This window comes from Lentzea nigeriaca (assembly GCF_016907955.1).
Classification (GTDB): Bacteria; Actinomycetota; Actinomycetes; order Mycobacteriales; family Pseudonocardiaceae; genus Lentzea; species Lentzea nigeriaca.
In genome coordinates this window covers 260,485-280,181 of sequence record NZ_JAFBCX010000008.1, presented here as the reverse complement: position 1 = coordinate 280,181, position 19,697 = coordinate 260,485, and the positions used below count along the sequence as shown (strand labels likewise).

The following is a 19,697-nucleotide window of genomic DNA, read 5'->3' as shown; positions in this document are numbered from 1 at the left end:
GAAGTGGACGAAGCGGTCGAGGTAAGAGACCTCCGCAAAGTCTATAAAACCGGACAAAAACCGGCGGTGGACGGATTGAGCTTCACCGTCCGCCGCGGTGAGGTCTTCGGGTTGCTCGGGCCGAACGGTGCGGGCAAGACGACCACGGTCGGCGTCCTGACCACGCGTGTCCGCCCCACCTCGGGGCAGGCGCTCGTGGAGGGCGTCGACGTGGTGGCCGACTCGAAGCGCGCACGGCAGCTGCTGGCTGTCGTGCCGCAGCGCAACAACCTCGACCGCTCGCTCAACGCGCGGCAGAACCTGTTGTTCCACGCGGCTTATCACGGCATCGGGCCCGCGGAACGCAAGAAGCTCGCCGACGACATCCTCGAGCGGATGGGGTTGAAGGATCACGAGGAGGCGCTCGTCGACACGTTGTCGGGCGGGCAGGCGCAACGGCTGATGATCGCCCGCGCGTTGATGCACCGGCCGAAGGTGCTGTTCCTCGACGAACCCAGCACCGGGCTCGACCCGCAGGCGCGGCTCTTCGTCCACGAACGCGTCGCCGCGCTGCACGCTGAAGGCGTCACGGTCGTGCTGACCACGCACGACATGGACGAGGCCGCCAAGCTCTGCGACCGCGTCGGCATCGTCGACCACGGCAAGCTGCTCACGCTCGACACTCCGGTCGAGCTCACGAAGAGCCTGCCGGGCAGCAACACCGTCAGCGTCACGGTGGGGCTGAACGGGCACGAGCCCGCCAAGATCACCCAAGGTTTGTCCGAATTGGACGGTGTGCGGCGGGTCGAGGACGTGAACAACATGTTCCGCGTCTACACCGACGCCGACACCGCGGTCACGCTGCCCGCGGTGCTGAACATCCTCAGAGACCTCGACGTCGTCGTCAGCGACGTCGCGATCGGCAAGCCCAGCCTGGAAGACGTCTTCATCCACCTGACCGGCAGGGAGCTGCGGTGAGCCAGATCAGGACGTTCCAGGCGATCCTGTGGCGCGACGTCTTCGTCACGGGACGCGAGCTGCCGAGCTTCCTCGCGCAGGTGATCATCCAGCCGTTCTTCATCCTCTTCATCTTCGCGAAGGTGCTGGGGGACATCGGCTACGTGCAGAACGACTTCGCGCAGGTGCTGCTGCCCGGCATCATCGCGATGAACGGGTTCCTCGGCGCGCTGCAGAACACCACCCTGCCGCTGGTGCTCGACTTCTCGTGGACGCGGGAGATCGAGGACCGGCTCCTCGCGCCGATCTCCATCCCGCTCGTCGCGGTCGAGAAGATCGTGTTCGGTGCGATCCGCGGGTTCTTCGCGGCGGTGCTGATGGTGCCGGTCGGGTTCGTGATGCTCGACGTCTCCTGGGCGTGGGAAGGCATTCCCGGCGCGCTCCTGGTGATCATCCTCGGCTGCCTGGCCGGTGGCAGCGTCGGCATGGTCATCGGCACGTCGGTGCCCGCGCGCCGGGTCAACGTGATGTTCGCGGTGATCCTGACCCCGTTGCTGTTCACGGGTTCGTCGCAGTTCCCGTGGCGCTCGCTGAGCGACGATCTGCTGTGGTTCAAGGTGATCTGCGCGCTCAACCCGCTGACGTACGTGAGCGAGGGCATGCGGGCGGAGCTGGTGCCGAACGTGCCGCACATCCCGTTGCCGATCGTGTTGGTGGTGCTCGTGATCGCGATCGCGGGCTTCGGCGGACTCGGTCTGCGCGGCTTCATGAAACGGGCCCTGGACTGATGCGAAACGGCCCCGCGCAACGAAGCGCGGGGCCGTTCCACTCACGACACTGCTATGAGGCGTAGTCCTCCAGCATCTCGGTGACGAGAGCCGCGATCGGCGAACGCTCCGAGCGGGTCAGGGTGACGTGCGCGAAGAGCGGGTGGCCCTTCAGCTTCTCGATCACCGCCGCCACGCCGTCGTGCCGGCCCACCCGCAGGTTGTCGCGCTGCGCAACGTCGTGCGTCAGCACCACCCGCGAGTTGCTGCCCAGGCGGGACAGCACGGTCAGCAACACGTTGCGCTCCAGCGACTGCGCCTCGTCCACGATCACGAAGGAGTCGTGCAGCGAGCGGCCGCGGATGTGGGTGAGCGGCAGGACCTCGAGCATCCCGCGGTCCAGCACCTCCTCCAGCACCGCCTGGCTCACCAGCGCGCCGAGGGTGTCGAACACCGCCTGCGCCCACGGCCCCATCTTCTCGTTCTCGGTGCCCGGCAGGTAGCCGAGCTCCTGGCCACCGACCGCGTAGAGCGGCCGGAACACCACGACCTTGCGGTGCTGCCTGCGTTCCATCACCGCTTCGAGGCCCGCGCACAACGCGAGAGCCGACTTGCCGGTGCCCGCACGTCCGCCCAGCGAGACGATGCCGACATCGGCGTCCAGCAACAGGTCCAGCGCGATCCGCTGTTCGGCGGACCGGCCGTGCAGTCCGAAGGCCTCCCGATCTCCGCGCACCAGCCTGATCTGCTTGTCCGCGGTCACCCGGCCCAGAGCGCTCGACGTGCCCGCCAGCAACCGGAGTCCGGTGTGGCAGGGCAGTTCCGCGATGTGCTCCAGGTCCTCGTACTGGGTGGGGTCGACGACGTTCTCCTTGAACAGGCTGTCCACCAGGGACTGCGGAACGTCCAGATCGGACATTCCCGTCCAGCCTGACAGGGTGACGTCGTGCGCCCGATATTCCTCCGCCTTGAGCCCGACCGATCCGGCCTTGACTCGAAGCGGCATGTCCTTGGTCACCAGGGTGACGTTTCGCCCCTCAGCAGCGAGATTGAGGGAGCAAGCGAGGATTCGGGCGTCGTTGGAGTCCGTTCGGAAACCTGATGGCAACACCTCCGGGTCGGAGTGGTTGAGCTCGACGTGCAAGGTGCCTCCCAGATCCCCGATGGGGATCGGCGAATCGAGGCGACCATGCCGCAAGCGCAGGTCGTCGAGCAGACGCAGTGCTTCCCTCGCGAACCAGCCCAGTTCGGGGTGGTGGCGCTTGCCCTCCAGCTCGCTGATCACCACGAGCGGGAGCACGACCTCGTGCTCCGCGAACCTGGTGGGGGCGAGAGGATCGGACAGCAGGACCGACGTGTCCAGCACATATGTCGAGATGGCTGGGGCGGCGGACTTGCGCCTGGGGGAGGAACTGCGCGATGAGCCTGAGGAACGGCTCGCGGGACGTCGTGCGTTCACGGCAACTCCCTCACGAACGCGGCACCCGCGTCCGCTCCTCGCTGGGCCAGGCACAACCCTGATTGATCGTCTTGCCATCCGCCGGTGTGGCGTCAGGCAGGTCGACCACGAGGGCCGGGTGCCGGCCCCCTCGCGACGTTGTCTGCCACGATCAGAGCCTCCCTGCGCGGTCCGCAGTGGTCGCGTCCCGCCGCTTCCGAAGTTACCTTCGGAAGTACCCCGTCTGCATGAAGCCACACAGGTGAATCCCGACTTGTCATCTGCCGGAAAACAGCCCGAAACGTGACCACAGCCGTGTTTTCGCTGGTCAGATGCCATTTTCCTGGGTGTTTCGAGCCAGCCACGAGAGACCGTCCCGCACCTGGCTTTCGAGTGATTTCGGCACCAGGGGCTCGTCGAGAAGCCTGAGGTAGCGGGCGTCGAGCGACTCGCCGGGCGCGCGGACGTCGAGCCACGCCCGCACAAGGCGCACTCCTTCGACGTACGTGGTCGTGTACGCGCGCCACAGCGGGTCTGCCAGAAAACGAACCATCTGCCGTGCGCGACGCTCCGGCACCAGCAGCCACCTGCGAAGATGCGCAACCACGTCATCCTGATCCGCACCACGATCGTGTAGCAGCAGAGCGGCGTCCTGGCGCACGGTGAGCAGGCCGGACGCCGCTGATTCGACCTTTTCGGACAGTTCGCCGTCCATCTGCATCCCGAGGTCGCGGAAGATCTGTTCGGTCCACACGCCCCAGCCCGGCCCGACCACCGCGTGCAGGCCGAGGTCCGCCATACCCTCGGCCATCAGGCACTGCGGCGTGTTGATCAGGAAGATCGACTGCTCGGCGTGGCCGCGCTTGGCGATGAGGCCCGCGTCCTTGCGGCAGTGCTCGGTGTGGTGGCCCGGATACGACTCGTGCGCGACCAGGTGCGGGAGGTTCGACATGCGGTGGTTCAGGTCGGCGTTGATCGCGACGCGGGAGCGGTAGCCGCCGAGGTAGTAGTTGAAGCCGCTCCACGGCTTGTTCGTGACGATCTGGTACTCGACGATCTCCTGCTCCGGCAGCGCGTACCTGTGCCGCACACGGTCCCTCAGGGCGCTGGAGAGGGCGTGCACGGCGCCCTGGAGCCTGCGTGCGGGCACCTCCTCGGCCGTGCGGAAGGCGTGGAGGCGTTCTGGCAGCGAACCGGCTCCTGGGAGCAGCGCGTCGATGTTGCGGTGGGCCTGCGCGTACGCGTCCTCGTCGCCGGGGCGGATGCGGACCTGGAAGTACTGCTCGACCTCGTCGACGAACGAGATGCGCTCGCCGGCGAGCTTGCGCGCGGTGCACTCCAACGCGGTGAGGTGCCCGTCGAGGAACTGTTTGCGCTGGTCGGCGAGGTCGGTGTTGCCGAGCTCCCGCCGCAGCTGCCGCGCGTGGTCCGCCAGCGCCTTGGGGGCGAGCCGCGGCTCGTTGTCCACGGCGCGACTCAGCGCGGGGTCGCCCGTGAACGAGTCGACGAACCCGGACACGAGGCGCCCGAGCCGCAGCCCAAGAACCAGATATCCGCGCACGAGCTCATTGGCGTCCATGAGTCGGAGAGCGTAGAGCGTCTACCACGGTGCCTTACCTGCGACCGAATGGTGAATCGAAGATCACCTGATGGGGGAATGTTGTTGATCTTGATGTCACACAATGGGGTAATGGGGGACGCCGATCGAGATCAACGGCGATAGGTTTCCGCCCGGAGACCCCACCCTCCGGAGATCCCCGAAGACTCCGGAAATGACGGGGATAACCCGACATGAAGGAGAATGACGTGAAGAAGGCTTGTGCCGCGGTTGCCGCCGCAGCTGCGCTGTCGCTCGCGTTCGCCCCGGCCGCCATGGCCGGCGAGGGCCACGGTGGACACCACTGGAAGAACGGCCCGCTGCTGGTTGCCCTGAACGGCAACAACCTCAACGGCACGATCGGTGCCTGCGGCAACAACGTCGGTGTCTTCGGCGGTGCCGTGCCGATCAACTCGCCGTCGATCACCGAGACCTGCGCCGCCGGCGGCATCGTCGACGAGGGCTGATCTCCCTCATTTGCACCACGTCTGGGGACGTCATTCATGGCGTCCCCAGACGCGTTTTTGCGACACACACACTTTCAAGGAGAGAAATCGTGCTGAAGAAGGCAGGCGCCGTTTTCGGCGCGGCGGCGAGCTTCCTGATGGTTGCCAGCTCCCCGGCGATGGCCGTGAACCACGACTGGGAGAACGCCCCGCTGCTGATCGTCGGCAACGCCAACAACCTCAACCTCGTTGGCGGCGCGTGCGGCAACAACGTCGGTGTCTTCGGCGGTGCCGTGCCGATCAACTCGCCGTCGATCACCGAGACCTGCGCCGCCGGCGGCATCGAGGACGGCGTCGAGTGGGGCCACGACGGCGAGTGATCTCGTCTTCGCTCTGACGCACAGGGGCGCTCACCTCCGAGGTGAGCGCCCCTGTGCGTCAGCTTCCGTACCTGCGGTGGCGCTTGGCGTACTCGCGCATGGCGCGCAGGAAGTCGGTGCGCCGGAAGCCGGGCCAGTAGGCCTCGCAGAACCAGAACTCCGAGTGCGCCGACTGCCACAGCATGAACCCGGAAAGCCGCTGCTCACCGGACGTGCGGATGATCAGGTCCGGATCCGGCTGCCCGGACGTGTAGAGGTGCTCCGCGATGTGGTCGACGTCGAGCACCTCGGCCAGCTCCTCGATGGTGCCGCCGCGCTCGGCGTGCGCCTGCAGGAGCTTGCGGACCGCGTCCGCGATCTCCTGCCTGCCTCCGTACGCCACCGCGACGTTGACCTGGATGCCGGTGCGGTCCTTGGTGCGCGCCGCGGCGTTCGTGAGCCGCTCGGCGTGCTCGGGCGGCAACATGTCGATGGCACCGACGTGCCGGACGCGCCACGGCTTGCCGTCCTCGGCGAGCTCGTCGGTGATGTCGGCGATGATGTCGAGCAACGGAGCCAGCTCTTCGGTGGGCCGGTTCAGGTTGTCGGTGCTGAGCATCCAGAGCGTGACGACCTCGACCCCCGCGTCACCGCACCAGTCGAGCAGCTCGAGGATCTTGCGCGCACCGGCCCGGTGCCCGTGCGCGACGTCCGTGAACCCGGCCTCGCGCGCCCACCGCCGGTTGCCGTCGAGGACGACGCCGACGTGTTTGGGCACCTGTGTCCCGCTCAGCTCGCGACGGAGAATCCACTCGTAGAGGTGGATGGCGACGTCTTTCACACGGGTGCGGAGTGCCACGTCCGAACAGCGTACGCCGTGCAAGCTTCATCACTGATCCGCGGTCGGTAACCTACGGTCGCGTAACCTAGGGTCCTGTGACCACTGCGACCATTCCTCCACAGCCCGGACTGCGGCCGCGCCTTCGTGGGTGGCTGCACTTCTGGTCCTTCATCACCTCGGTGGCGACCGGCGCGACACTGATCGCGCTGGCGGCGTCCACAGTGTCCGGCCTGGCCGCCCTGGCCACCTCGGTCTACGGAGCCACCGTTCTCGGCCTGTTCGGCGTTTCAGCGCTCTACCACCGCGTCACGTGGAAGTCGGACCGCGTGCGCACGTGGATGAAGCGCCTCGACCACTCGATGATCTTCGTGTTCATCGCGGGCACGTACACACCGTTCGCCTTGCTGGCGATGAATCCCGGCACCGGGCACGTGGTGCTGTGGGTGGTGTGGACCGGGGCGCTGGCCGGCGTGACGCTGAAGCTGGCCTGGCCGCACGCGCCGCGGTGGCTCGGGGTGCCGATCTACATCGCGCTGGGCTGGGTGGCGGTGTTCGTGCTGCCCGAACTGTTGCACCACGCCGGAGTGGCGGCGCTCGTGCTGCTGTTGGTGGGTGGGGCGCTCTACACCGTTGGGGCGGTCTTCTACGCGACCCGGTGGCCGAATCCCTGGCCGCAGGTGTTCGGCTATCACGAGTTCTTCCACGCCGCGACCGTGGTGGCGGCGATCTGCCACTACATCGCCATCTGGCTCGCGATGTACTCCTGAAATCCCGGTCGCCGAGGCGTGATCCTCGGCGACCGGATTCGGCTCAACGGCCGCCGCGGGCCATCCGCAGCACGTCCAGGGCCTCGTCCAGCTGCTCCTCGGTCAGCTTCGACGGCACGTGCCCGCGCTCCAGCACGACGGCGCGGATGGTCTTGCGCTCCTTCAACGACTGCTTGGCGATCGACGCAGCCTCCTCGTAGCCGAGGTAGCGGTTCAGCGGCGTGACGATCGAGGGTGACGACTCCGCGTACTCGCGCATCTGGTCGGCCTGGGCCTCGGTGCCCGCCAGCACCTTGTCGGCCAGCAGGCGGGCCACGGCGGCGAGCAGGCGGGACGACTCCAGGACGTTGCGGGCGATGACCGGGAGCATCACGTTGAGCTGGAAGTTGCCCTGGGAGCCGGCGAAGGCCACGGCGGCGTCGTTGCCGATGACCTGGGCCACCACCATCATCGTGGCTTCGGAGATCACCGGGTTGACCTTGCCCGGCATGATCGAGCTGCCCGGCTGCAGGTCGGGCAGGGCCAGTTCGCCCAGGCCCGTGCGGGGGCCGGAGCCGAGCCAGCGGAGGTCGTTGGCGATCTTGAACAACGCCACGGCGCATGCGCGGAGCTGGCCGGAGATCTCGACCACGCCGTCCTGGGTGGCCTGGGCCTCGAAGTGGTCGCGGGCCTCTACCAGGGGAAGACCGGTCGCGGCGGCCAGTTCGGCGGCCACGCGAGCGCCGAAGTCGGCTGGAGCGTTCAGGCCCGAGCCGACCGCGGTGCCGCCGATCGGCAGTTCGGCCAGGCGTGGCACGGAGGACTGGAGGCGTTCCGCGGAGTAGCGGACCTGGGACGCCCAGGCGCCCGCTTCCTGGCCCAGCGTGATGGGCACGGCGTCCATCAGGTGCGTGCGGCCGGACTTGACCAGGTCGGCCCATTCCGTGGCCTTCGACGACAGGACCTGTTCGAGGTGTTCCAGCGCCGGGATGACGTCCGTCACGACGGCCTCGGTGGCGGCCACACGCAGGGTCGTGGGGAAGGTGTCGTTGGACGACTGCGAGGCGTTGACGTGGTCGTTCGGGTGGACGTCGCGGCCCAGTGCGCGGGTGGCCAGGGTGGCGATGACCTCGTTGGCGTTCATGTTCGACGACGTGCCCGAACCGGTTTGGAAGACGTCGACCGGGAAGTGGGCGTCCCACTGGCCGGCGGCCACCTCGTCGGCGGCGGAGGCGATGGCCGCGGCGAGGTCGGCGTCGAGGACGCCCAGCTGGGCGTTCACTCGGGCGGCGGCGGCCTTGAGGAGGCCGAGGGCCCTGATCTGGGCGCGTTCCAGGCCTCGACCGGAAATCGGGAAGTTCTCGACCGCGCGTTGTGTTTGGGCGCGCCACAATGCGTCGATCGGCACGCGGACCTCACCCATCGTGTCGTGCTCGACGCGGTACTCCTGTTCAGACATGCTTCCGAGTCTCTATGGTCGATCACAGCACTGCCACCCACCACTGGCAGAAGGGCACCACTCATGGAGCTTGACGTCGACCTCCTCGTCGTGGGCGCCGGCCCGACGGGGTTGTTCGCCGCGTACTACGCAGGCTTCCGGGAACTCAAGGTCGCGCTCGTCGACGCGCTGCCCGAACCGGGCGGCCAGGTCACCGCGATGTATCCGGAGAAGATGATTTTCGACGTGGCCGGCTTTCCCGCGATCCGCGGGCGCGACCTCGTCAACGGTCTGGTGGAGCAGGCAGGGCAGTACAAGCCGACCTACCTGCTCGGGCGCCAGGCGCGCACGCTGGAGTCCACTGAGGACGGTCTGGTGGTCGGTCTCGCGGACGGCAGCACGATCAGGACCGGTGCGGTGCTGATCACGGCGGGCATGGGTGAGTTCAACCCGCGGCCGCTGCCCGCAGGCGACGGCTGGCTGGGGCGCGGCATGGTGCACTTCGTGCCGGTGCTGGCCGAACACGCCGGGCAGCACGTCGTGATCGTGGGCGGCGGCGACTCGGCGTTCGACTGGGCGCTCGCACTGCACCCGCTCGCCGCGAGTGTCACGTTGGTGCACCGCAGGGCCAACTTCCGCGCGCACGCCGCGACCGTGCGGCAGGTGCGGGAGCTCGGGGTCGAGATCATCACCGACGCCGAGGTGCTGGAGTTGCGGGGCGACCCTCTGTCCGAAGTGGACGTCAAGGTCAAGGGTGAGGACGTGAAGACGTTGCCCGCGCAGACGGTTGTCGCGGCGCTCGGGTTCACGGCCGACCTCGGGCCGATCGAGTCGTGGGGGCTCGAGCTCGACCACCGCGCGGTGGTCGTCGACACCACGATGAAGACCAGGCTCGACCGGGTCTACGCGGCGGGGGACGTCGCGCAGTACCCCGGCAAGGTCAAGCTCATCGCGACCGGGTTCGGGGAGGCGGCGACGGCGGTCAACAACATCGCGGTCGCGCTCAACCCGTCGGCCCACCTCTTCCCAGGGCATTCCAGCAACGCCGGCTGACCAGGGCCTGGCAGGATCCGCGAGCATGGGGAGACCTCTGGCCGTGCTCGCGGCCTGCCTGCTGCTGGCCGGATGTTCGCCTGCCCCGACGAGAGCGGTCCGGCTCGGGGATTCCGGGCTGCCGGAGATCGTCGACACCTCCTGCGACTCGCGCATGCTCACGCTGGTCGAGATCCGGGCGATGAACGCCGACGACGTGATCGACGAGCGGGACACGGTGGTCTGGCGGATCGAGTTCGCAGAACCCAGGCAGCACTACAAGATCACCATTGGCCGACTGCCGGAAGGCGCCGAGGAGAAGGTCGCGTGGCAGCCGCCCGCCGACGATCAGCGCCTCGAAGTGCACCTGCAGAACGGCGACCTGTTCGAACCGGGAGCCGGCTTCACGCTCGACCAGGTGAAGGACCGGAAGGTCGTGCTCGGGTACCAGGCCTTCACGGCCGAGGAGTTCGCCAAGAAGCACCGCAGCTGCTAGCCGAAAGCCGTAGAATGGGCTCAAACGGGTTGTGTGTGTCAGGGGGACGCGCAGCGATACAACCCTTGGGGGCTTTCGTGATTCACGTTTACTGGGCCGACGTGGTGCGCGGCACGCCCTGGTGGGCGGGGCCGGTCACGCGGGAGAGGCCGCGCATCGTCTACTGGCAGCCGTTGTCCGATCTCGTCGAGCGGCGGGTCAACGCGGAGGTCGACACGTCGGGGTGGGGCTCCGACGTGCTGGTCGAGCTCACCGTGCCGAGCCGTCTGACCTCGGACATCGCGGTGATGCCGGGGTATGCCGTGGTGCGGCTGGCGTTGCCCGACGTGCTCAACAGCAGCCGGGACGTCGAGCTGGTCGTGGCCGCGCTCGAGGACGGGGTGCACGCCGCGGTCGAGCGGGTCGCGCGACGGCTGGACGTCACCTACGCGCGAGTCGAAGCAGAGCCGAAGAGCCTTGAGCATCCGCTGCGGCTGAGCACGCTGGCCGGGCGGTTCGGCGGGACGATCGCGCTCGTGTCGCCACGCACCTCGTCGGACGAGTTCATGGCTTTGCTGCCGGCGGAGGAAGTCCGGTGGGAGGGGCACGACGGCTGGCGGATCGTCCGGGTGACGAAGGAGTCCTCCGGCAGGCCTGTGTCCGATGTGGACTTCAGCGCGGTGGACGTGCCCGTGGTGCTGGACAACCTGTCCGCCGACGCGGGCAACGCGCTCATCGTCGTGGGCAAGGAGTTCGAGCGGCTCACCGGATGGCTGCCCACGGGTCTCGCAGGGCGCGTGTCCGTGATGGGACGCGACGACGGGTGCTGGTGGGCAGCCATCGGTTAGGGCAGCACCTGGACCTTCTCGCCGATCGCCAGGTTGTCGTAGAACACCAGCGACGCGTCGACGTTCAGCCGGACGCAGCCGTGCGACTGGATCCTGATGTCACCCTGGTGGAACGCGATGCCGGTCGTCGTGAAGTACACGGCGTTCGGCATCGGGCCGTTGTAGGGGACGCTCCAGTCGTTCTTCACCTTGCGCAGCACCGAGAACGTGCCGACCGGGGTCTCGTAGCCCGGCTTGCCGTGGCTGACCGGCACCGGGCCGTAGCTCGTCTTGCCGTTGTACACGAGCCATGCGGTGTTGGAGTGCTTCTCCAGGCACGCTCCGTTGTAGACGGTGCACCCCGCCTGCGCCTGCGCGGGGACCGCGAAACCGAGGGTCAGGAGCACCGTCGCGATGAGAACTCGCATCTCACATCACCCCTCGGTAGTGGAGTAACCACTACCCGGTGATCTGAATCATCTGCTTATGCGACCACCTGAACCGTCTCGCCGATCGAGAGGGTCTGGAAGTAGTGCTTCGCCGCCTGCGGGTCCAGGTGGATGCAGCCGTGCGACGGGACGGTCAGCGAGCCCTCGTGGAACGCGATGCCGCTGTTGGTGAAGTACGTCGACCACGGCATGGCCGCGTTGTACGGGCGGCTCCACTCGTCCTTCACCTTGCGCAGCACCGGGAACTTGCCGACCGGGGTCTCGTAACCCTTGCGGCCGCTGGTGATCTGCACGGGACCGTAGACGATCTTGTCGCCGCGCACGATCCACGACTGGTTGGTGGAGAGCTTGATGCACGCGCCGTCGCTGATGTCACACGGCGTCGGCTTCACGACCGGAGCGGGAGGCGGTGGCGGCGGCGGGGGAGGAGTCTCCGACGACGGCGCGGGCGAAGACGAAGGCGCGGAAGACGGGGAAGCAGAAGAAGACGGGGGAGCAGAAGACGATGACGACGAAGGTGGTGGCGCTGTTGGAGTTTCCGCGTGCACGGCCCCTTGTGCACACCCCGCCACCGACAACAACGCGATCGCCGCGAGCAGCATCCGCATCGCGCACCCCCTCAGTGATTCATCCTGTGCCGAAGTAGACGGCGGGAGGATCACTCAGGTTGCAACGCGGAGGGCCCGCCTCCCATAACGGTTGGGAGACGGGCCCTCGGAATGCGTTTACCGGACTACAGGCCACCGACGTTCGTGCTGACCCAGGAGCGGTAGTACGCGACGTCCACGTAGATGGACGGCGCGGTCGCGCAGGTCGCGCCGCCACCGGAGCGGCTGGTCGCGCCGATGAGCTCCCAGCGGCCGTTCACGGACTTCACCTGTGGGCCACCCGAGTCGCCGTAGCAGGCGCCCTTGTTGCCACCGGTGTTGTTCGTGCAGATCTCCGACGCGGCGCTGATGCCGGAGCAACGGCTGTCCGCGACGATCGACGTGTTGAGCTCCTGCAGGGTGATCGGAGCGCTGCCACAGCCGCGGGTCGGGCAGGTCTGGCCCCAGCCGATGATGCGGGTGGCGGTGCCGACCGGGCCGGACGCCGTCGACACCGGAGCGGGCGTCTGGGACACCGACGTGCCGAGCTGCAGCAGCGCGAGGTCGGCGGACGGGTGCGTGATGATCCGCGAACCGCGTGCCGTCGAGCCACCGCTGGTGCGGTTGGTGGTGCCCACCCGCGCGGTGATCGACGACGCGGACGAGCCCTGGACGCAGTGCTTCGCCGTGACGACCCAGTTGGCCTTGACCAGCGTGCCACCGCAGAAGTGGCTGCCATTGCTCTGCAGGGAGACCATCCAGGAGTAGACCTGGGTGGCGTTGGTCCCGCCGACGATCATCGTGCCCATGTCGCCATCGGCGGTCGGTGCGGGAGCCGCGGTGGCCGCGGCGGCCGAGGCGAGCAGGGCGCCGGCGGCCACGGCGATTGCGGAGAACAACGAACGTGCCCTCATCGTTGAGCTTCCTTCCTGAACCCGGCGCAGGGTTGCCGGGGTCAGTTCGGAAACTAGGGACGAAAGTCACTCCGTCACTAGGGTCACTCGTCTGGTTACCCAGTGTTCACAATTCACCTTTTACGGCAGCGGCTGCTGCACGTCCTCCGGCAGGTCGAAGTCGACCGAGGCGTATTCGCGCAGCTTGTGAAGGCTGTGGAAGCCGTCGATCATGCGGACGGTGCCGGACTTCGATCGCATGACGATGGACTGCGTGGTGCAGCCACCTGCCCGATAGTGCACACCGCGCAGAAGGTCGCCGTCGGTCACGCCCGTGGCGCAGAAGAAGACGTTGTCGCCCGCCACGAGGTCGTTCGTCGTGAGCACGCGGGACAGGTCGTGGCCCGCGCCGATCGCCTTCTCGCGCTCCTCGTCGTCCTTGGGCCACAGCCGGCCCTGGATGGCGCCACCTACGCACTTCAGCGCCGCCGCCGCGATGATGCCCTCCGGCGTGCCACCGATGCCCACGAGCATGTCCACACCCGACGTGGGACGTGCCGCCGCGATCGCGCCCGCGACGTCGCCGTCGGAGATGAAGTGGATGCGGGCGCCGGCCTTGCGCACCTCCTGCACGATCGACTCGTGCCGCGGGCGGTCCAGGATGCACACGTTCACGTCCGAGACGTCGCTGTGCTTGGCCTTCGCGACCCGGCGGATGTTCTCCACGAGCGGCGCGGTGATGTCGATGACGTCGGCCGCCTCCGGGCCCACGGCGAGCTTCTCCATGTAGAACACGGCGGACGGGTCGAACATCGCTCCGCGCTCGGCCACGGCCAGCACGGCCAGCGCGTTCGGCATGCCCTTGGACATGAGCGTGGTGCCGTCGATCGGGTCGACGGCGACGTCGCACTCGGGGCCTTCGCCGTTGCCGACCTCCTCGCCGTTGTACAGCATGGGCGCCTCGTCCTTCTCGCCCTCGCCGATCACGACGACACCGCGCATCGAGACGGTGTGGATCAGCTTGCGCATCGCGTCGACCGCGGCGCCGTCACCACCGTTCTTGTCGCCACGCCCCACCCACCGGCCGGCGGCCATGGCCGCGGCCTCGGTGACGCGCACGAGCTCCAATGCCAGGTTCCGGTCGGGGGCTTCGCGACGTCGTTCCGCGGGGGTGTTCACCATTGCGCGCCTCCATGCGACTACTCAGCGTGCCGGATTTTGTGATCGGCAACTGAATCCTTGCACGGGATCACGCCTCGGAAACGTCCTCCTCGACCACAGCGAGAGCTGCATCGATTCGCTCACGCGCACCGGCGAGATGCTGCTCACACGTCTTGGCGAGCGCCTCACCGCGTTCCCACAGCGCGAGTGAGTCCTCCAGCGACAGACCGCCGGCCTCCAGCTTGCGGACCACCTCGACCAGTTCGTCACGGGCGGCTTCGTAACCCAGAGGAGTTTCATTCTGGGTGGTTTCCGAACTCACGCGGATTGGCTCCTCAGACGGCTCAACACGGTCGCGACGGCCAGGTCGTAGCCGACCAGCGCCTCCGCGAACTCCTCGCCGTCACCCTCTCGCACCGCCTCGTCGATGAGCGCCTCGGCCTCCGCGACGCGCCGGTACTGCACGGTGCCCGCCGTGGCCTCGCTCAGGTCGTGCAACGTGAGGATCAGCGTGCGGCGGCTCGGCGTGTCGCAGTCGCCCACCAACGCCGTCCAGCACTCCGCCGCGGCCCTGTTCGCCGCCTCAGCCTTCGTCCGCAGCCCCGAGGCGCACTCGCCGGCCGCCTCCATGGTGAGGGGCAGGAACACGGCATCACGCATCATCGGTACCTCCCCCTTCCACCCTGGTCACGACTGCTTCCACTGCTCCGTCAACGACGCGTACCCGCAGCTGTGTTCCGCTGGGGGCGTCCGTCACAGACCGCACCACTCCGTCGGGTCCGTCAGGTGTGACGAGTTGCACAACGGCGTATCCGCGGGCCAGCGTGGCGGCTGGTCCGAGGGTCGTCAAGCGGGCTTTCGTCCCTGAAAGGTGGACGTCTTCCCGATCGAGACGTTGCGTGACGGCCCTACGGCCCTGGTCGCGAAGACGATTCACTTCTTCTGCGCGTCGTTCGAGCGGACCGTACGGATCCGAAAGTACTGGTCGGGAGCGCAGGGAGTCGAGCAGTTTGCGTTCCCGGTCGACCCAGCCGTGCAGCGCGCGCCGCCCGCGATCGCGCATCTGGCGGACGCGTTCACTCTCTTCGGCGACATCCGGAACCACCCGTTTGCCCGCGTCGGTCGGCGTCGAACAGCGCAGGTCCGCGACGTGGTCGAGGAGCGGGGTGTCGGGCTCGTGGCCGATCGCGGACAGCACCGGCGTGCGGCACGCGGACACCGCCCGGCACAGCGCCTCGTCGGAGAACGGCAGCAGGTCCTCCACGCTGCCGCCGCCGCGGGCGATGATGATGACGTCGCACTCGGGGTCGCGTTCCAAAGTGGACAGCGCCGTCATCACCTGGGTGACCGCCATCGGGCCCTGCACGGCGACGTTGATGACGCGGAAGTGCGCTGCGGGCCAACGGTTCCGTGCGTTCGTCAGCACGTCCCGCTCCGCCGCCGACGCGCGACCGGTGATGAGACCGATCTTGTTCGGCAGGAACGGCGGGCGGCGCTTGCGGCGCGGGTCGAACAGACCCTCCGCGTGCAGCAGCTTGCGCAGGCGCTCGATGCGGGCGAGCAGCTCACCGATGCCGACCGCGCGGATCTCGTCCGCGCGCAACGACAGCGTGCCCCGGTTCGGGTAGAAGCTGATCTTCCCGTGCACGATCACGCGGCTGCCCTCGTTCAGCTGCAGCTCGCGGATCATCCCGGCGTTGCAGGTGATCGACATCGACATGTCGACGCTCGGGTCGCGCAGCGTCAGGAACGCCGTCGAGCTGCGCGCGTTGAGCTGCGTGACCTGGCCCTCGACCCAGACGTCTCCGAGCCGGTTGATCCAGTCGAGCAGCTTGCGGGCGACCGTCCGCACCGGCCACGGGTTCTCCGGCGTGGACTTTCCCTCGCTCACTGTGCCGGATCATTTGGACGCTTGACCGTGGCGATCCGCCGGTTGAGCATGCCCACGAACTCAGGCCGTGACTCGTGCGCCTTCTCGTAGTTCAGCAGCTCCTCCAGCTGCTCGACGCTCAGGTTGCGCAGGCGGGCGCGCAGCTGCGCGATCGACAGCTCGTCGTAGCTCGGGAGGAAATCCGGAACCTCGGCGATCGCGCGCTCTTCCTCTTCCCACGGGTCGTCCACCCCGACCTCGGTGGTGACCGGCGTCTCGTCCTCGTCGAACGTCGCCCACTCCGGTTCTTCCTCCGCGGGCCTCAGTCCGGAGAGGACGTCGTCACCTTTGATGGCGAGTTCGGTCACATGCTGCTGCACTCGCATGGACAACTGCATGGCCTCGCTGACCACCGTGAGGGGGAGTCCGGCGAGCTGCTGCGGCAGCTTGCGCGCCTGTTCGAGGGCGGTCGCCGCGAGTCCGGCGGCGACGCGGACACCCAGAGGCAGTGGCTTCATGGTCGTAAGCCTGCCGCAACTGCGCGCTGAATGCACTGGCCTGCGCCCTGGGTACCCTGATGGCATGCCCAAGCGAGTCCTGTTGGCGAAGCCGCGTGGTTACTGCGCGGGCGTTGATCGTGCCGTCGAGACGGTCGAGCGCGCTCTCGAGCAGTACGGCGCCCCCGTCTACGTGCGCAAGGAGATCGTCCACAACAAGTACGTCGTGGAGACCCTGTCCGACCGCGGTGCCATCTTCGTCAACGAGACCGACGAGGTTCCTGAGGGCGCACTCGTGGTGTTCTCAGCACACGGCGTGTCGCCTGCCGTGCACGAGGAGGCGGCGCAGCGGTCGTTGCGCACCATCGACGCCACGTGCCCGCTGGTGACCAAGGTGCACAAGGAAGCCGTGCGCTTCGCCAAGGAGGACTACGACATCCTCCTGATCGGCCACGAGGGCCACGAGGAGGTCGAGGGCACCGCCGGTGAGGCCCCCGACCACGTGCAGCTCGTCGACACCGCCGAGGACGCCGCGAAGGTCGAGGTGCGCGACCCGTCGAAGGTCATCTGGCTGTCGCAGACGACGCTCTCGGTCGACGAGACCATGGTGCGGGTCCGGCAGCTCAAGGAGCGCTTCCCGGAGATGCAGGACCCGCCGTCCGACGACATCTGCTACGCCACGTCGAACCGCCAGACCGCGGTGAAGACGATGGCGCCGTCGTGCGACCTGGTGCTCGTCGTGGGCTCGAAGAACTCCTCCAACTCGGTCCGGCTGGTCGAGGTCGCGCTGCAGAACGGCGCCAAGGCCTCGTACCTGATCGACTACGCCAAGGAGGTCGACCTGGCGTGGCTCGAAGGCGTCGAGACCGTCGGCGTCACGTCGGGCGCGTCGGTGCCGGACATCCTGGTGATGGAGCTGCTGAAGTTCCTCGAGTCGCACGGCTTCGGCGAGGTCGAGGAGATCACGACGGCCAACGAGAAGATCGCCTTCGCGCTGCCGCGTGAGCTCCGCAAGGACCTCGTCCGCTGACGGATCTGCTCCAGGGCCCGGTCCACGTCGAGGCCCCACACCGCGACCCGGCCGGCACCCGCTGACACCAGCGAGGTGCCGTCCGGCCGCCACGCCAGGTGCGTGACCGGTTGGCTGTGCCCGCGCAGCGCCGCCCAGAGCGTGCGCGAACCCGGGTCCCACACGATGACGTCCCGGTCCCGGCCGCCGCTCGCGAGCCGGGACGAGTCAGGGCTGAACTCCAGCGCGCACACGGCCTGGGTGTGGCCTCGCAGTTCGCCGGTCTGCTGCCACGTCGAGGTGTCCCAGAGCGCGATCACGCCGCTGTCGTCACCGGTCGCGAGCAGCTTGCGGTCCGGCGAGACCGCCACGTGCGCACGGGGCTCTTGTGCGGGCTCTGCAACGCCAGGCAAGCCCGCCGATCAGCGTGGGCTGGGCCGCGTCGGAGGCCTGCCACACGCCGTCCGGCACCTCGCCGCCGATCGAGTTCGCGGGTCCGATCACGAACAACGATCAACTGGCGCTAGCGGTCCTCGCGTGGGGGCCTCGGCCTGCGCTGGCCTGCCGGACGTTCGCCGCGGGCCGCGCCTTCCGGCCGTGGACGGCGTGCCGGCGCTCCCTCGGGACGCGGGCGACGGGCCGGGGCGCCTTCCGGACGGGGACGGCGCGGACGGTCCTCCGCGGCCTCCTCGCGGGCGGGCTTGCGGGCCGCGGGCTTGCTGCGGGCCTTCAGCTCGGCCTTGGCCTCGCGGACCTCGTCCTTGGACGGCCGGTTCGGGTTCTTCTGGATGAAGATCCGCACGATGCCCAGCACGACCGTGACGCCGGTGGTGATCGCCATGACCGGGAAGCTGTCGATCAGCGGCTTGCCCAGACCGAGCGCCATGGAGGACAGACCGCCCTTCTGCACACCCCCGGTGAGCAGCACGAGCGTCGGCACGGTGGCGGCGAGGACGAGCGGCGGCTGCACCATCGGCGCGAACAGGCTGCGGCGCTGGACCAGCAGGATCCCGGCGAGCGCGCCGACGAAGAACACCGCGTTGAACGTCCAGCCGACGGTCTTGCTGGAGTTGATGTCGATGAACGCGCCGATGAACGCCGGGATCAGGGAGCACAGGATCGCGGCCCACCACGGGATGCCCTTGAACGACCCGAAGATGGCCTTGTAGTTCCACGGAACGGCGTCATGGTCCTCGACGTCGTCGAGGGCAGCCGAACGGTCGCGCACGTCACTCACGCCGCACACGGTAGCCGTTCGGCCATTCGGTGTTCGTCAGTCCGCTGCTTTCTCACCAAGAAGCAACCTGTTGGCACGCTCCGTGCGTTTTATGCGGACTGTTCGTCCGCCCTTCGGACGAGAGGCAGGGGCGTGGGGGTGGCGGAGGCCTCGGTCAGCGGTTCGACACTCGCCCGGAAACCCTCCAGGGCGTCCAGCTCGCGACGCCGCGCACTCAGGAAGCGCTGCAGGTGGGTCGTGGAGAGGTTGACGGCCTCGATGGCGGTGTCGGCGGCCCGGTTCGCGCGGCCCGCCTGCAGCCTGACCTGCTCCACGTCGTCGGCCAGCGCTCGTTCGGTGACCGCGAACATGGCACTCGACGCGATCACCGCGAACCCGGTGGGGCCGCACAGGAAGACCCGCCGGTCCAGCAGCCAGCGCAGCAGTTCGGGGTCGGTGTCCAGGGCGGCGACGACGGCGCCGTCGTTGGGCACGAACATGATCGTGCCGTAGATCGCGTCGGCCCAGCGCTGGTAGCCCTTGCCCGCCAGCTCGGCCGCGCGGGAGCGGATGTTGCGGACGTGGACCCGCAGCGCGTCCTGACGTTCCTGTGGATCGTCCGTTTCGACCGCTTCCGCCCACGTTGCCATGGACATCTTCGAGTCGACCGGGACCATGCGGCCGCCACCGACGTTCAGCACCATGTCCGGTCGCACGGCGCCACCGCCGGCCACGTCGGTCTGCAGTGTGTAGTGGAGGTTCTCCCTCAGGCCGAGTGCGCGCGCTGTTTCGACGAGAACCTGTTCGCCGAGCTCGCCGCGGCCGCTGACGCTGGAGAACGCCACCTCGTACCGCTGCAGGGCCTGCTGCTGCGCGTCGTAGCGCGCGCGTTCGGCGGTGATGGCCTGCAGCGCCTCGTCGGTGCGGCGGACGCTGTCCTGGTAGAGGCGGTAGACGAACACCAGCGCCCCGGCACAGACGAGCGCCAGGACGAGCGAGGCGGTGATGATCACTGCGGTCACGGCACCGATCATGCTCCCCCAGAGATGTTGAACTCGATCGGGTGACACGCCGGGAACCCTCCCGGAGTTTTGTCGGACCCCGTCTCTACGG

General features: G+C 68.2%; 24 protein-coding genes and 1 pseudogene. 9 read left to right on the top strand and 16 right to left on the bottom strand.

Going from position 1 to position 19,697, the window contains the following annotated elements; translation table 11 throughout:
- Window positions 1-3: 3 nt before the first annotated feature.
- Both JOD27_RS27935 and JOD27_RS27930 read left to right on the top strand, forming a co-directional pair.
- On the top strand, window positions 4-957 hold the full coding sequence (locus tag JOD27_RS27935) for an ABC transporter ATP-binding protein (protein WP_204765248.1): 954 nt from the start codon (window positions 4-6) through the stop codon (window positions 955-957).
- The gene (locus JOD27_RS27930) at window positions 954-1,724 is read left to right on the top strand and encodes an ABC transporter permease (RefSeq protein ID WP_204765247.1); all 771 of its coding nucleotides are present in this window, start codon (window positions 954-956) and stop codon (window positions 1,722-1,724) included. The genes JOD27_RS27935 and JOD27_RS27930 overlap by 4 nt, the downstream gene beginning before the upstream one ends.
- Before the next feature lie 52 nt (window positions 1,725-1,776).
- On the opposite strand, the gene phoH2 is transcribed toward JOD27_RS27930, so the two are convergent.
- Together phoH2 and JOD27_RS27920 are read right to left on the bottom strand one after the other, a co-directional pair.
- Window positions 1,777-3,069, bottom strand: a complete 1,293-nt coding sequence (phoH2, locus tag JOD27_RS27925; protein WP_307830367.1) for an RNA 5'-3' helicase PhoH2 — start codon at window positions 3,067-3,069, stop codon at window positions 1,777-1,779.
- Between the two features lie 400 nt (window positions 3,070-3,469).
- Complete coding sequence (locus JOD27_RS27920) at window positions 3,470-4,720, bottom strand: DUF885 domain-containing protein (protein ID WP_204765245.1); 1,251 nt, start codon at window positions 4,718-4,720, stop codon at window positions 3,470-3,472.
- 227 nt (window positions 4,721-4,947) lie between these two features.
- Between JOD27_RS27920 and JOD27_RS27915 the strand changes: the two genes are divergently transcribed.
- Window positions 4,948-5,205, top strand: coding sequence for a hypothetical protein (locus JOD27_RS27915; RefSeq protein WP_229813557.1), 258 nt, complete (start codon window positions 4,948-4,950; stop codon window positions 5,203-5,205).
- An 89-nt stretch (window positions 5,206-5,294) separates the two neighbouring features.
- Window positions 5,295-5,564 carry a hypothetical protein gene (locus JOD27_RS27910; protein ID WP_204765244.1) on the top strand — a complete coding sequence of 90 codons (270 nt, stop codon included), beginning with the start codon at window positions 5,295-5,297 and terminating at the stop codon, window positions 5,562-5,564.
- A 58-nt stretch (window positions 5,565-5,622) separates the two neighbouring features.
- Here JOD27_RS27910 and JOD27_RS27905 read toward each other — a convergent pair whose 3' ends face one another.
- Complete coding sequence (locus JOD27_RS27905; protein WP_204765243.1) at window positions 5,623-6,402, bottom strand: isoprenyl transferase; 780 nt, start codon at window positions 6,400-6,402, stop codon at window positions 5,623-5,625.
- Between the two features lie 77 nt (window positions 6,403-6,479).
- Here JOD27_RS27905 and trhA point away from each other — a divergent pair, with 77 nt between their 5' ends.
- Window positions 6,480-7,151, top strand: coding sequence for a PAQR family membrane homeostasis protein TrhA (trhA, locus tag JOD27_RS27900; RefSeq protein ID WP_204765242.1), 672 nt, complete (start codon window positions 6,480-6,482; stop codon window positions 7,149-7,151).
- A 43-nt stretch (window positions 7,152-7,194) separates the two neighbouring features.
- Here the strand turns inward: trhA and JOD27_RS27895 are convergent, their stop codons facing one another.
- Window positions 7,195-8,589, bottom strand: a complete 1,395-nt coding sequence (locus JOD27_RS27895; protein WP_204765241.1) for a class II fumarate hydratase — start codon at window positions 8,587-8,589, stop codon at window positions 7,195-7,197.
- Window positions 8,590-8,652: 63 nt separating this feature from the next.
- Here JOD27_RS27895 and JOD27_RS27890 point away from each other — a divergent pair, with 63 nt between their 5' ends.
- The 3 genes from JOD27_RS27890 (at window position 8,653) to JOD27_RS27880 (ending at window position 10,923) form a co-directional block, all read left to right on the top strand.
- A complete protein-coding gene (locus JOD27_RS27890; RefSeq protein WP_204765240.1) occupies window positions 8,653-9,621 on the top strand; it encodes an NAD(P)/FAD-dependent oxidoreductase in 969 nt (322 codons plus the stop codon).
- 25 nt (window positions 9,622-9,646) lie between these two features.
- Window positions 9,647-10,096, top strand: a complete 450-nt coding sequence (locus JOD27_RS27885; RefSeq protein ID WP_204765239.1) for a hypothetical protein — start codon at window positions 9,647-9,649, stop codon at window positions 10,094-10,096.
- A gap of 77 nt (window positions 10,097-10,173) precedes the next feature.
- On the top strand, window positions 10,174-10,923 hold the full coding sequence (locus JOD27_RS27880; protein ID WP_204765238.1) for a hypothetical protein: 750 nt from the start codon (window positions 10,174-10,176) through the stop codon (window positions 10,921-10,923).
- On the opposite strand, the gene JOD27_RS27875 is transcribed toward JOD27_RS27880, so the two are convergent.
- The 9 genes from JOD27_RS27875 to JOD27_RS27840 form a co-directional block, all read right to left on the bottom strand.
- Entirely contained in the window at window positions 10,920-11,330 is a 411-nt protein-coding gene (locus tag JOD27_RS27875) for a L,D-transpeptidase (RefSeq protein ID WP_204765237.1), read from the bottom strand. The genes JOD27_RS27880 and JOD27_RS27875 overlap by 4 nt on opposite strands.
- Window positions 11,331-11,386: 56 nt before the next feature.
- Window positions 11,387-11,743 (bottom strand): L,D-transpeptidase, encoded by a 357-nt coding sequence (locus JOD27_RS46825; RefSeq protein WP_307830351.1) that lies wholly within the window; start codon window positions 11,741-11,743, stop codon window positions 11,387-11,389.
- The gene (locus tag JOD27_RS46820; RefSeq protein WP_307830350.1) at window positions 11,724-11,915 is read right to left on the bottom strand and encodes a hypothetical protein; all 192 of its coding nucleotides are present in this window, start codon (window positions 11,913-11,915) and stop codon (window positions 11,724-11,726) included. Before JOD27_RS46820 ends, JOD27_RS46825 begins: the two co-directional genes overlap by 20 nt.
- A gap of 169 nt (window positions 11,916-12,084) precedes the next feature.
- Window positions 12,085-12,852, bottom strand: coding sequence for a S1 family peptidase (locus JOD27_RS27865; RefSeq protein WP_204765236.1), 768 nt, complete (start codon window positions 12,850-12,852; stop codon window positions 12,085-12,087).
- 120 nt (window positions 12,853-12,972) lie between these two features.
- Window positions 12,973-14,013 carry a class II fructose-bisphosphatase gene (glpX, locus tag JOD27_RS27860; protein ID WP_204765235.1) on the bottom strand — a complete coding sequence of 347 codons (1,041 nt, stop codon included), beginning with the start codon at window positions 14,011-14,013 and terminating at the stop codon, window positions 12,973-12,975.
- A gap of 67 nt (window positions 14,014-14,080) precedes the next feature.
- A complete protein-coding gene (locus JOD27_RS27855; protein WP_204765234.1) occupies window positions 14,081-14,314 on the bottom strand; it encodes an exodeoxyribonuclease VII small subunit in 234 nt (77 codons plus the stop codon).
- Entirely contained in the window at window positions 14,311-14,655 is a 345-nt protein-coding gene (locus JOD27_RS27850) for a sugar ABC transporter substrate-binding protein (protein WP_229813097.1), read from the bottom strand. The genes JOD27_RS27855 and JOD27_RS27850 overlap by 4 nt, the downstream gene beginning before the upstream one ends.
- On the bottom strand, window positions 14,645-15,883 hold the full coding sequence (gene xseA / locus JOD27_RS27845; protein ID WP_204765233.1) for an exodeoxyribonuclease VII large subunit: 1,239 nt from the start codon (window positions 15,881-15,883) through the stop codon (window positions 14,645-14,647). The genes JOD27_RS27850 and xseA overlap by 11 nt, the downstream gene beginning before the upstream one ends.
- The gene (locus tag JOD27_RS27840) at window positions 15,880-16,380 is read right to left on the bottom strand and encodes a lipid droplet-associated protein (RefSeq protein WP_204765232.1); all 501 of its coding nucleotides are present in this window, start codon (window positions 16,378-16,380) and stop codon (window positions 15,880-15,882) included. Before JOD27_RS27840 ends, xseA begins: the two co-directional genes overlap by 4 nt.
- A 64-nt stretch (window positions 16,381-16,444) precedes the next feature.
- On the opposite strand from JOD27_RS27840, the gene JOD27_RS45290 reads away from it, so the two are divergent.
- Window positions 16,445-17,389 (top strand): 4-hydroxy-3-methylbut-2-enyl diphosphate reductase, encoded by a 945-nt coding sequence (locus JOD27_RS45290; protein WP_239569066.1) that lies wholly within the window; start codon window positions 16,445-16,447, stop codon window positions 17,387-17,389.
- 47 nt (window positions 17,390-17,436) lie between these two features.
- Here the strand turns inward: JOD27_RS45290 and JOD27_RS47245 are convergent.
- From JOD27_RS47245 to JOD27_RS27825, 3 genes and pseudogenes are all read right to left on the bottom strand, one after another.
- Window positions 17,437-17,739: pseudogene (locus JOD27_RS47245) on the bottom strand (WD40 repeat domain-containing protein); the annotation flags it as partial.
- A gap of 152 nt (window positions 17,740-17,891) precedes the next feature.
- On the bottom strand, window positions 17,892-18,605 hold the full coding sequence (locus JOD27_RS27830; RefSeq protein ID WP_204765230.1) for a DUF6542 domain-containing protein: 714 nt from the start codon (window positions 18,603-18,605) through the stop codon (window positions 17,892-17,894).
- Window positions 18,606-18,694: 89 nt separating this feature from the next.
- Complete coding sequence (locus JOD27_RS27825; protein WP_372441749.1) at window positions 18,695-19,606, bottom strand: DNA recombination protein RmuC; 912 nt, start codon at window positions 19,604-19,606, stop codon at window positions 18,695-18,697.
- Between the last annotated feature and the right edge of the window lie 91 nt (window positions 19,607-19,697).